The following is an 11,978-nucleotide window of genomic DNA, read 5'->3' on the forward strand; positions in this document are numbered from 1 at the left end:
GCGCCAGCGTCCCGGCAACAAAAAACCCGATCGCAAGATCGGGTTTTTTGTTTGTTGCTTGCCGCCGCGCAAGGCGGTCAATCAAGCGCGGCCTCGCCTCCGGCGTCGTCAGCGGCCGGCGCGCCTTCGCCATCGCGCAGCGACTCCAGGAAGCGGACCACCGTCTCGGCCTCGCGCGTGCGCTTGAAGGGCGGCAGGCTTTGCCAGATCTGGCGGCCGTAGGGCTTCTCCACCAGCCTCGTATCGCAGATCACCAGCACGCCACGGTCGGATTCCGAGCGGATCAGCCGCCCCGCGCCCTGCTTGAGCGTGATCACGGCGTGCGGCAACTGATGCACGGCGAACGGGCTCAGGCCCTTCTTCTGCAGGACTTCCATGCGCGCCGCCAGCACGGGGTCGTCTGGCGGGGCAAACGGCAGTTTGTCGATGATGACCAGCGAGAGCGCCTCGCCGCGCACGTCGACGCCTTCCCAGAAGCTCTGGCTGCCCACCAGCACCGCATTGCCGAGTTCGCGGAAACGATCCAGCAATTCGGTACGGCTGGCCTGGCCCTGGACCAGCAAGGGCAACTCCAGGCCGCGTTCCGCGAAGGCCTCGTAAAGCAGGTCGGAGGCGCGCTGCACTGCCCGCAGCGTGGTGCACAGCAGGAAAGCGCGGCCGCCGGCGGCCTCGATCAGCGGCAGTGCGGTCTGCACCACGGCGTCGGTGAACTGCGGCGACTGCGGCGCCGGCAGGTCGCGCGGCACGTAGAGCAAGCCCTGGGTGGCGTAGTCGAACGGGCTGGGCAACGTTAGCGACTTATCCTTGTCCAGGCCGAGCTGGGCCGCATAGTGCGTGAAATTGCCCTTCACGGATAGCGTGGCCGAGGTGAAGATCCAGGCGCGCGGGTGCCCTTCGCGCTGGCGCGTGAAGATCGGCGCGATCGACAAGGGCGTGCGGTGCAACTGCACGGTCTGGGAGAACACCTCGACCCAGCGCACGGTTTCCGGTCCGAATGCCGCGCTGGCCGGGGCTTTTTCATCGCCCTCTACGGCGGCAGGCGGCGGCGCCCCCTTGGAATCGTTGCGCCAGGCGGCCAGCCGCTGGTCGAGCTCCACCGCGCGGCGATGGCACTGCTCCAGCGACTCGGCGCGTTCGGCCTGGCTTTCCAGCAGGGTCACGAACTCCGACAGGGCGGTTTCGAGCGCATCCAGCGTCTCGAAGAACGGCTTGCCGATGCGGGGATCCGCCTCGATCTGGCTCACCGCCAGGCGGGAATTGTCCCGGGTGAAGGCCAGGCGCAGGTCCCGCGCGGCGCGCTCAAGGGGTGCCGCGATCCGCACCCAGTCGGCGGCGTCCCGCGCATGCGAGAGGCCTTCGGCCACGGTGTCCCGCGCGAGCTCCAGCAACTGGCTGGTGGACAGGCTCTCGCCGAAAAACAGCGTGGCCGTATCGGGGAGCTGGTGCGCTTCGTCGAAGATCACCGTATTGGCAGCCGGCAGCAGCTCGGCCATGCCGGTGTCGCGCAGCACCACGTCGGCAAAGAACAGGTGGTGGTTGACCACCACGATGTCCGCCTGCTGTGCTTCCTTGCGGGCGCGCATCACAAAGCACTCTTTGTAGCTCGGGCACTCGGTGCCGAGGCAGTTGTCGCGGGTCGAGGTGACCAGCTGCCAGACCGGCGCGTTTTCCGGCACCGAGGCCAGCTCGCCCTTGTCGCCTGACGACGTGACCTTGGCAAAGCGGGCGATCTCGCGCAGCCAGGCGGCATCCTGGCGCGAAGCCAGGCGGCCCTGGATCTCGGCCCGCTCCAGATGGTAGTGGCAGAGATAGTTGGCCCGCCCCTTGAGCAGCGCCACCGATACCGGCACATTGAGCGCTTTGCGCACCGTGGGGATATCACGCAGGAAGAGCTGGTCCTGCAGGTTCTTGGTGCCGGTAGAGAGGATCACCTTGCCGCCCCACAGCATGGCCGGAACCAGGTAGGCGAAGGTCTTGCCCGTGCCCGTGCCGGCTTCGACGATGACCGTATCCGCGCGCTCGATCGCCCCGGCCACGGCTGCGGCCATTTGCTCCTGCGCCGCGCGTGGGCGATAGCCCTCGATGCCGGTGGCCAGGGTCCCGGTCTCGGCAAAGATGGTGGCCAGTTGGGCGGCGTGCGAAGCCGCCGTGCCGGACGGCCCGGCGGCGCTGGCCGCCGGCGTCTCGGGCGCTTCAGGCGTATCAGGCGTAGCGGACTGATCAGACGGATCTGACGTTACGGTGGCGGCGGGCAGGTCTTCGGAGTCAGGCAAGGCGAGGCTTTTTGGCGAGCCGCTTCAAGTGCGGCCCGGGACAAGGGGAATCAGGCGGGCACGTCCGGCTCGAGCTGAAGCTGGAGCAAGGTAATCGCATCCTTGAGCTTGAGACGGCGCTTTTTCAGTCGGCGCAGTTGCAGCTCGTCATGCGAGGCATCAGCCGCCATGCGGTCGATCAGGTAATCGAGATCGCGATGCTCGATCTGCAGCTCCATGATCTGCCGCGATAAGGTATTCAGGTTGCGGTCCATCAGCTCTCCCGCTCAAGGCCGGCGCTGGGCGCCGGCGGGCCGGTACGGCAAGTGACGTGGGCGCGGCCAGGTGCATCGCGCCGACGTCTGGCACCGGCTATTGTCGCCGGTATTGCCCCCGGCTGTGGGCGCGGCGTCTCGCCGCTCAGAAACCGAAGGGACGCGGCGCGGACGCCGGCCCCTGCTGCTCCTTGGCCTTGGCACGACGCTCATCGACGTCTTTCTGCCGTTGCGCGGCATCGCGCTGCTTTTGCTTGTAGGCCTTTACATTTTCCTGCCGCTGCTTGGCCTGCTGCGCGCCCTGCTCCTGCGCGGCCTTGATGCGGGCGTCGAAGTCGGCTTGCTTCTTGTCATGGGCCTGCGCATTGGCGGCGCGCTGCGGCGCATCGGCCTCGTGCTGCGCATCGCGCAGTTTCTGCTCCTGCTGCTTGCGCTCGTAGCTTTCGCGGCTGGTGCGCTCGTTGGCGTCGCGGCTGGGCTGCTCCGCTTCGTACTGGGCGCGCTGGATCGCCTGTTGCCGGTCACGCTCGGCCGCCTTGAATGCGCGCTCCGCGTCACCGACCTCAAGCTCCCGCTTGCGCAGCACCTGCAACTCGGCACGCTGCGCGTCCTTGGCCTTGTCGATGCAATGCGTGACAAAGAACTTGTTGTAGCAATCGTGCTCCGCCGTGCCATAGCGATAAGTGGTCCAGGCACGCGAGTCGCTGATGGCCTTGCGTTCCGCGGCGAAATCCCGGGGCGGCGTTTGCGCCGCGGGCGCCGCGGGTGCCACGGTAGGGGCTTGCGCGGCACCAGGGGCCGCCTGCGCCTGGCCAAGCGTTGGCAGGAACAACGCCGCCAGGCCAGTGGCAAGCACGGCGAGCCGCACCTGCGCCGGCAGGAAGCGGGCCGCGCGGAGCACGGCCAGGGTGGCGAGGCGGTCGGGGAACGCGACCGCTTGGGCGGTCGGATGTGGCTTGACGATCATGCTCGGATTCTAACATCCGCCCCGCCGGTTGCCGCGCATGTTGCCACGCTTGTTGACATACAAGCCGGCCGGCATCCTCACGCCGCGCCATCGCCCCTGCGGGCACCCTGGGTCACGCAGGCAGCCCCCCCGCCCCAAGCACCCCGCCGCGGGGCGCCAAGCTTGTGGCAAAATGCCCCGCTTTCGACCGACTGTTTTCCTGATGTCCACTCTGCCAGCTTCCGTCATGCAAAAGATCGTGTCGCTCATCGCGGCCGAACTGTCCGTCCAACCCCGCCAGGTGGCGGCGGCCGTAGAACTGCTCGACGAAGGCGCGACCGTGCCGTTCATTGCGCGCTATCGTAAGGAAGTGACCGGCAACCTGGACGACACGCATCTGCGTAACCTGGAAGAACGCCTGCTCTATCTGCGCGAGATGGAAGAGCGCCGCGCCACCATCCTCGCCTCGATCGAGGAACAGGGCAAGCTGACGCCCGAACTGCGCGCAGCCGTCGAAGGCGCAGAGACCAAGCAGGTCCTGGAAGATCTCTACCTGCCCTACAAGCCCAAGCGTCGCACCCGCGCCCAGATCGCCCGCGAATGCGGGCTGGAGCCGCTGGCGCTCGCGCTGCTGGCCGACCCCACGCTGGACCCGCAGGCCGAGGCCGCCAAGTACGTCAACGGCAACCCCACCGCCGACGGCGGCGTGCCGGACATCAAGGCCGCGCTGGATGGCGCGCGCGACATCCTGTCGGAACAGTTTGGCGAAACCGCCGAACTGCTCGGCAAGGTACGCGAGCACCTGTGGAGCAATGGCCTGGTCACCTCGTCGGTGATGGAAGGCAAGGAAGGCGCGGAAGAGGAAAAATTCCGCGACTACTACGAATACAGCGAAACCATCCGCACCATCCCGTCCCACCGCGCGCTGGCGCTGTTCCGCGGCCGCAATGCCGGCGTGCTGATGGTCAAGCTCGGCCTGGGCGAGGAACAGGACGCCATGGTGCCGCACCCGTGCGAAGGCATGATCGCGCGCCATGTCGGCATCCAGAACCAGAACCGCCCGGCCGACAAGTGGCTGGCCGATGTCTGCCGCTGGTGCTGGCGCGTCAAGGTGCAGCCGCACCTCGAAACCGAGCTGCTGACCCAGCTGCGCGAAACTGCCGAGGGCGAAGCCATCAAGGTGTTCGGCCGCAACCTGCACGAGCTGCTGCTGGCCGCGCCGGCTGGCCCGAAGTCCGTGATGGGCATCGACCCGGGCATCCGCACCGGCTGCAAGGTGGCCGTGGTCGACGCCACCGGCAAGCTGATCGACACCGCCACCATCTACCCGCACGAGCCGCGCCGCGACTGGAACGGCTCGCTCGCCACGCTGGCGCGCATGGCCAAGCAGCACAATGTCATGCTGGTCTCGATCGGCAATGGCACCGCCAGCCGCGAAACCGACAAGCTGGTGCTGGACCTGATGAAGGCGTTGCCCGAGGCCAAGCTGACCAAGATCGTGGTCAGCGAAGCCGGCGCCTCGGTCTACTCCGCATCCGAGCTGGCCGCCAAGGAATTCCCGGACCTCGACGTGTCGATCCGTGGCGCGGTCTCGATCGCTCGCCGCCTGCAGGATCCGCTGGCGGAACTCGTCAAGATCGATCCGAAATCGATCGGCGTGGGCCAGTACCAGCATGACGTGAACCAGCGCGAGCTGGCCCGCGCGCTGGACGCCGTGGTGGAGGACTGCGTGAACGCCGTGGGCGTGGACGTGAATACCGCCTCGGCCCCGCTGCTGGCCCGCGTGTCCGGCCTGAACACGGTGCTGGCGCGCAATATCGTCGAGTACCGCGATGCCAACGGCGCCTTCCCCAATCGCGCCGCGCTCAAGAAGGTGCCGCGCCTGGGCGACAAGACGTTCGAGCAAGCCGCCGGCTTCCTGCGCGTCAACGACGGCGACAATCCGCTGGACCGCTCCTCGGTCCACCCGGAAGCCTATCCTGTGGTCAAGCGCATCCTGGACCATATCAAGAAGGGCCTGCCGGATGTCATGGGCAATCGCGATGCGCTGCGCGGCCTGTCGCCGACCACCTTCACCGACGAGACCTTCGGCCTGCCGACGGTGCGCGACATCCTTTCCGAACTGGAAAAGCCCGGCCGCGATCCGCGCCCCGAGTTCAAGACCGCCACCTTCCAGGACGGCGTGGAAGACATCAAGCACCTGCAGCCGGGCATGGTCCTCGAAGGCGTGGTCACCAACGTTGCCGCCTTTGGCGCGTTCGTCGATATCGGCGTGCACCAGGACGGACTGGTCCACATCTCCGCCCTGTCCACCAAGTTCATCAAGGACGCGCACGAAGCGGTCAAGGCTGGCCAGATCGTCAAGGTCAAGGTGATGGAGGTGGACGTCAAGCGCAACCGCATTGGCCTGACCATGCGCCTGGATGACGAACCCGGCCAGGGCCCGGCGCGCGCGGGCCAGACGGACCGCGGCAATGCACCGCGCCAGGGTCAGGGCCAGCGCCCCGGCCAAGGCAAGGGCTTCGGTGGCGGCCAGCGCCGCGAGGAGCCGTCCGGCGCCATGGCGGCGGCCTTCGCCAAGCTCAAGCGCTGAGCATCGCGCGGCTGACGTAAAAAGCCCCTGTGCCATGCACAGGGGCTTTTTTTCTTGCCGCGGGCGATGCCCGAGGGCTACAAAATCCCGACATCAAAGAATTTTGCAGCCCTCGGGCATCAAGTGAGGCTATCCAAGCCGAAACTACGCCACGCGAACCGAGGGCGCAGCCGTCAGATCTCCACCTTGGTCCCCAGCTCGACCACCCGGTTAGCCGGAATCTGGAAGAAGTCCGAGGGCTTGGCGCCGTTCTGATGCATCCAGGCAAACAGGCTTTCGCGCCACATCGACATGCCCGGCAGCTTCGACGGAATCACCGATTCGCGGGCGATGAAGAACGAGGTCTCCATCAGCTCGAACTGCATGTTGAGCTTGCGCTGGGCCAGGTCCAGCACCCGCTGCACATCCGGCGTTTCCTTGAAGCCGTACTCGGACTTGAGGATGAACACGCCGCCGCCAAGATCCTTGCAGGTCAGGCGATGGTCATCGTCCACATAGGGCACGTCGCGCGTGACAAAGCTCAGGAACACCACGCGCTCATGCAGCACGCGGTTGTGCTTGAGGTTGTGCAGCAGCGAAACCGGTACCGACTCGGTGTTGCCGGTCAGGAATACGGCCGTGCCTTCGACCCGATGCGGCGGGTGCGCCAGCAGGCCGCCGATAAACGGCTCGAGCGGAATGCCATCTTCCAGGCTGCGTGCGCGCAGCAGCTTGCGCCCGCTGTGCCAGGTCATCAGCAGGAAGAAGGCGGTGGCGCCCATCAGCAGCGGGAACCAGCCGCCCTCGGCGATCTTGAGCAGGTTGGCCGAGAAAAATGCCAGGTCGACCAGTAGGAACGTCAGGCCGATCAAGGTCACCAGGACCGGGTTCCACTTCCACACATTGCGCATGACCACGGCAGCCAGGAATGTGGTGATCACCATGGTGGTCGTCACCGCGATACCGTAGGCGGCCGCCAGGTTGTCGGACTTCTTGAAGGCCACCACCACGATCACCACCAGCACCAGCAGGATCCAGTTGATGACCGGCAGGTAGATCTGGCCGATTTCAGCAGCCGAGGTGTAGCGGATGCGCATGCGCGGCACGAAGCCCAGCTGGATGGCCTGGCTGGTCAGCGAGAAGGCGCCCGAGATGACGGCCTGCGAGGCGATCACCGTGGCGCCCGTGGCCAGCAACACCATGGGCATCAGCAGGGGCTGCGGCACCATCAGGTAGAACGGGTTGCTGATGGCTTCGGGGTTCTGCAGCAGCATCGCGCCCTGGCCAAAATAGTTCAGCATCAGGCACGGCATGACCACCGCGAACCAGCCCGTGCGGATCGGCCGGATGCCAAAGTGGCCCATGTCCGCGTACAGCGCTTCGGCGCCGGTCAGCACCAGGAACACCGAGCCGAGCACCACGAACGCCTGCAGCGAATGCTCCATCAGGAAGGTCACCGCATAGTACGGGTTGACTGCCATCAGGATCGTGGGCACATGCATCATGTGGTACACGCCCAGGGCGCCGAGCGCCAGGAACCACACCATCATGATGGGCCCGAACAGCTTGCCCACGGCGGCGGTGCCGCTGCGCTGGATCATGAACAGGGCCACGAGGATCACCAGCGTGATCGGTATGACGAAGTGCGACAGCCCGGGCGCGGCGATCTCCAGGCCCTCCACCGCGGACAGGACCGAGATCGCCGGGGTAATCACCGCGTCGCCATAGAACATGCAGGCGCCGAAGATGCCGAACATCATCAGCAGCTTTGCCATGCGCGAGCGCGGCGCCGCGGTACGCAGCGCCAGCGCCATCAGGGCCAGGATGCCGCCCTCGCCGTCGTTGTCGGCGCGCATGACGAACATCACGTACTTGAGCGACACCACGATGATCATCGCCCAGAACAACATGGAGATGATGCCCATGACAGCGGCTTCGCTAAAGGGGATGCCGTGCTCGGTGCTGAAGCACTCCTTCAGGGCGTACAACGGGCTGGTACCGATATCGCCGAAGACGACGCCGATCGCCCCGATCACCAGCGCTCGCTTGCTGGGACTTTCGACGAAATAATGACTGGATGCGGGCTGGGTCATGGATAAAGGTAAGGTTGAAAGGCTCGTGCAACGGCATCGGCGCACGGTATGTGCGCCTGAGATGGCGCAACGGCACCGCGCCGCTATTGCATTGCACAAACGCGCGCCATTCTAGATGAAGTGCCGGGTGACGACCACTAGGGAGCATCCTGCCTTGAGGAACCTGCCTGGTGCTGGTGACGTGGCAAGCATGCGAGGGAAGTCCCGCCTGGTCAAGCGCTTGCGCGGGGTGGACCACCAAATTGCATACGAATAGGGGGATTCGCACGTTGCTGCACGGCCACAGATTGTGCGCATTTAGTCACAAACAAGCGCCGATCAGGCGCCGATCAGACGCCAAGATAGCGGTCCAGCAAGCCGGGGTCCACCGCCAGTTCGGCCGCAGGCCCGTTCATGACGACCATGCCCTTTTCCAGCACCACCACGCGATCGGCATTGGCCAGCACCGTACGGTAGTTGCGATCCACCACCACGGACGCAATGCCGGTGGCGCGCACGGTGGCAATGACCTGCCAGATCTCGGCGACAATGCGCGGCGCCAGCCCTTCGGTCGCCTCATCCAGGATCAGGCAGTCGGGGTTGGTCATCAGGGCCCGGCCGATCGACAGCATCTGCTGCTCGCCGCCGGACAGTTGCTGCCCGCCGTGGCCAAGGCGCTCCTTGAGGCGCGGGAACAGGTCCAGCACCCTTGCCTCGTCCCAGTCCATCCGGCCAGACGGCCCTTTGCGCGCCGCCATCAAGAGGTTCTCGCGCACCGATAGATTGGGGAAGATGCCCCGTCCTTCGGGCACATAGGCCACGCCCAGGCGCGCCACTTCATACGGCTGCGCACGGGAGACGTCGCGCCCGGCGGCGAGGATGGTGCCCTTGCGCTGCCGCACATGGCCAAGCAGGGTGCGCAGCAGCGTGCTCTTGCCCATGCCGTTGCGCCCCAGCAAGCCCACGGTCTCGCCTGCGCCGACGCTGAAATCGATCCCGCGCAGGACATGGCTGCTGCCATACCAGGCATGCACGCCGCGTGCCGCAATCATCTCGCTTTGCGCGCTCATGCCGCCTGCTCCCCATGCAGGGCCGGTTGACGGGAGACTGCCCCGTCCTCGCCGTCCTCACCGTCCTCGCCCAGGTAAGCCTGCTGGACTTCGCGATTGACACGGATCGCGTCGGGATCGCCCGAAGCGATCACGGTGCCGTTGACCATTACCGTGATCCGGTCCGCGATCGAGAACACTGCCTCCATGTCGTGCTCGACCAGCAGCACCGCATGGCCATCGCGCAGCGAACGCAACAGCGCAAGCATGCGCGCCGACTCCTCCGCACCCATGCCGGCCAAAGGCTCATCCAGCAGCAGGACGGTGGGCTGGGTGGCCAGGCACATCGCCACCTCGAGCTGGCGCTTCTGGCCATGCGACAGCGCCGCGGCAACGGTATCCGCACAGCCAGCCAGGCCGGCGCACTCCAGGGCTTCGTCGCCCAGCGCGCGGCTGGTGCGGCAGCGCTGCGCGCCCTCCCACAGCCGCCAGGCCCGCTGCGTGCGCGACTGCGCCGCCAGGCGGCAGTTCTCGCGCACCGTCAGCGGCAGGAAGATATTGTTGCGCTGGTAGCTGCGGCCCACGCCCTCGCGCGCCAGGCGCGGCTGCGACCAGCCGGTCACGTCGCGACCCTGCAATTGCAGCGCGCCCGACGAAGGCGGCAGTTCGCCCGACAGCATATTGATCAGCGTGGACTTGCCCGCGCCATTGGTGCCGATCACCGCATGGATCTCGTGCAAGGCCAGGTCCAGGTCCACGTCGCCCACCGCGGTGAGGCCACCAAAGCGGCGCGTCAGCTTGCGGGCCGACAAGACCGGTGCAGGTACGGGTGTGTTCATCGGGATCCTCCTTCGCGCCGGCGCGCGACGCCACGGGCCAGGCTGATCAGTCCATGCGGCAGCAAGGCCACCGCCACGATGACAAAGCCGCCCATCAGCAACTGCCAGTGCTTGGTCAGCGTGCTGAACCACTCGGCGAGCAAGACGAAGGAGAAGGCCCCAAGCACCGCGCCCGCCAGGCTGCCGGCGCCACCCAGGATCACCATCAGCATGGCGTTGCCGGACTGGTGCCAGGACGCGATCTCCGGATTGACGAAGCCGTACTGGATGGCATACAGGTAGCCCGCCAGGCCGGCAAAGGTGCCGGCCACCACGAATGCGCCAAGCTGGTAGCGATAGGTGGCATAGCCGGCGGCACGCATGCGCTGCTCGTTATGCTTGATGCCCACCAGCGCATGGCCGAAGCGCGAGCGCAGCACCACCGCCAGCCCCGCCACCGTGAGCACCAGCGCGCCGAGCACCAGCCAGTAGAAATGCGTGACGTCGTTCACGTCGAACGGGTGCGCCCCCAGCAGGCCGAACTCCGGCCGGAAGTAGATATAGGTACCGTCGCTGCCGCCCGCGATCTTGGTGTCGTGAAAGACGAAATACACCATCTGCGCGAACGCCAGCGTGACCATGATGAAATAGATGCCGCGCGTGCGCAGCACCAGCGCCCCCACCACCAGCGCCAGCAGCGCCGCCGCGCCAAGCGCGCCCAGCAGCAATAACCAGCCGTTGCCCGGACCGGCCTGGGGCGCCATCATCGCGGTGGCGTAGGCGGCCATGGCAAAGTAGGCCGCGTGGCCCAGGCTGACCAGCCCGGTGTAGCCGATCAGCAGCTGCAGCGACAGCGCGAAGATGGCCATGATCATGACCTTGCTGAGCAGCTCGATATAAAAACGCTGCCCATCCGAATTCAGCAGCAGCGGCAGCACCGCCAGCGCCGCAAACGCCACCAGCCAGCCCAGCCCGCCCAGCCAGGGCATGGGCCCGGTGCGCGCGCGCACCGGGCCGTCCAATGCATTGGTATCGCTCGGCATATCCCTACCCCGCCTTGAACAAGCCCTGGGGTTTCCAGAGCAGGATGAGTGCCATCAGCAGATAGACCAGCACGCCGGAGGCCTCCTGCCAGAACACCTTGCCGAAGGTATCGACGAAACCTAGCAGCAGCGAGGCCACCATGGCCCCCTTGACCGAGCCGATGCCACCGATCACCACCACCACGAAGCACACGATCAGCACCTGGCTGCCCATGCCGGGATAGACCGAGGACACTGGCGCGGCGATCATGCCGGCCAGCACCGCCAGGGCCACGCCCAGCGCAAACACGAAGCGGTACAGCACCGTGACGTTGATGCCCAGCGACTGCACCATCTCGCGATTGGTAGCGCCAGCGCGAATCATCATGCCAAGCCGTGTACGGCGGATCACCAGGTACATGGCCACGGCCACCAGCAGGCAGATCGCGGAGATAAACAGGCGATAGACCGGATAGGTCATGTCATTGCCGATCGGCAGCGACCAGTCGAGCATGGCCGGCACGGTCACGCCATGTACGTCGTCATCCACCAGGATGCTGCGCAGTTCCTCGAACACGAGGATGAGCCCGTAGGTCATCAGCACCTGCTGGAGATGCTCGCGCTCGTAGAGATAGCTGAAGAACACCCATTCCAGCACATAGCCGAACGCCACCGCCAGCACGATGCCCAGCGGAATGGCGATCAGCAGGCTGCCGGTCAGCCCGGCCAGCGTGAAGGCCAGGTAGGCGCCCAGCATGTAGAAGCTGCCGTGGGCGAGGTTGATCACGCCCATGATGCCGAAGATCAACGTCAGGCCGCTCGCGACAAGAAAGAGCAGCAAGCCGTACTGGATGCTGTTAAGGCACTGAATGAAGAAGGAAACGATATCCATGGATATCCATGCGGCAAAGCGGCAACTCGGTTGCGGTATGCGGCCCGCCAAGAGGCGCCGGGCCGGACTTCGGCCCGGCG

At 66.2% G+C, this 11,978-nt stretch carries 9 protein-coding genes; 1 reads left to right on the plus strand and 8 read right to left on the minus strand.

All coding sequences use genetic code 11. The features are described 5' to 3' along the window. Positions 1 to 77 precede the first annotated feature (77 nt). From ACYP5B_RS43785 to ACYP5B_RS43795, 3 genes are all read right to left on the minus strand, one after another. The gene (locus ACYP5B_RS43785; protein ID WP_459573792.1) at positions 78 to 2,273 is read right to left on the minus strand and encodes an ATP-dependent DNA helicase; all 2,196 of its coding nucleotides are present in this window, start codon (positions 2,271 to 2,273) and stop codon (positions 78 to 80) included. A 50-nt stretch (positions 2,274 to 2,323) separates the two neighbouring features. Then, positions 2,324 to 2,527, minus strand: coding sequence for a DUF465 domain-containing protein (locus tag ACYP5B_RS43790; protein WP_267606279.1), 204 nt, complete (start codon positions 2,525 to 2,527; stop codon positions 2,324 to 2,326). A gap of 145 nt (positions 2,528 to 2,672) precedes the next feature. Further along, complete coding sequence (locus ACYP5B_RS43795; protein WP_459573793.1) at positions 2,673 to 3,494, minus strand: hypothetical protein; 822 nt, start codon at positions 3,492 to 3,494, stop codon at positions 2,673 to 2,675. A gap of 202 nt (positions 3,495 to 3,696) precedes the next feature. Here ACYP5B_RS43795 and ACYP5B_RS43800 point away from each other — a divergent pair, with 202 nt between their 5' ends. Continuing rightward, positions 3,697 to 6,066 (plus strand): Tex family protein, encoded by a 2,370-nt coding sequence (locus tag ACYP5B_RS43800; protein WP_318232624.1) that lies wholly within the window; start codon positions 3,697 to 3,699, stop codon positions 6,064 to 6,066. Positions 6,067 to 6,239: 173 nt separating this feature from the next. On the opposite strand, the gene ACYP5B_RS43805 is transcribed toward ACYP5B_RS43800, so the two are convergent. The 5 genes from ACYP5B_RS43805 to ACYP5B_RS43825 form a co-directional block, all read right to left on the minus strand. Further along, complete coding sequence (locus ACYP5B_RS43805; protein ID WP_400094414.1) at positions 6,240 to 8,138, minus strand: potassium transporter Kup; 1,899 nt, start codon at positions 8,136 to 8,138, stop codon at positions 6,240 to 6,242. A gap of 329 nt (positions 8,139 to 8,467) precedes the next feature. After that, complete coding sequence (locus tag ACYP5B_RS43810; RefSeq protein ID WP_400094412.1) at positions 8,468 to 9,187, minus strand: ABC transporter ATP-binding protein; 720 nt, start codon at positions 9,185 to 9,187, stop codon at positions 8,468 to 8,470. Next, complete coding sequence (locus ACYP5B_RS43815) at positions 9,184 to 10,005, minus strand: ABC transporter ATP-binding protein (RefSeq protein ID WP_459573794.1); 822 nt, start codon at positions 10,003 to 10,005, stop codon at positions 9,184 to 9,186. The genes ACYP5B_RS43810 and ACYP5B_RS43815 overlap by 4 nt, the downstream gene beginning before the upstream one ends. Further along, the gene (locus ACYP5B_RS43820) at positions 10,002 to 10,973 is read right to left on the minus strand and encodes a branched-chain amino acid ABC transporter permease (protein ID WP_459573832.1); all 972 of its coding nucleotides are present in this window, start codon (positions 10,971 to 10,973) and stop codon (positions 10,002 to 10,004) included. Before ACYP5B_RS43820 ends, ACYP5B_RS43815 begins: the two co-directional genes overlap by 4 nt. 58 nt (positions 10,974 to 11,031) lie before the next feature. Further along, the gene (locus ACYP5B_RS43825; protein WP_267606273.1) at positions 11,032 to 11,898 is read right to left on the minus strand and encodes a branched-chain amino acid ABC transporter permease; all 867 of its coding nucleotides are present in this window, start codon (positions 11,896 to 11,898) and stop codon (positions 11,032 to 11,034) included. Between the last annotated feature and the right edge of the window lie 80 nt (positions 11,899 to 11,978).

The sequence above is a fragment of the Cupriavidus sp. 8B genome, from assembly GCF_054589115.1.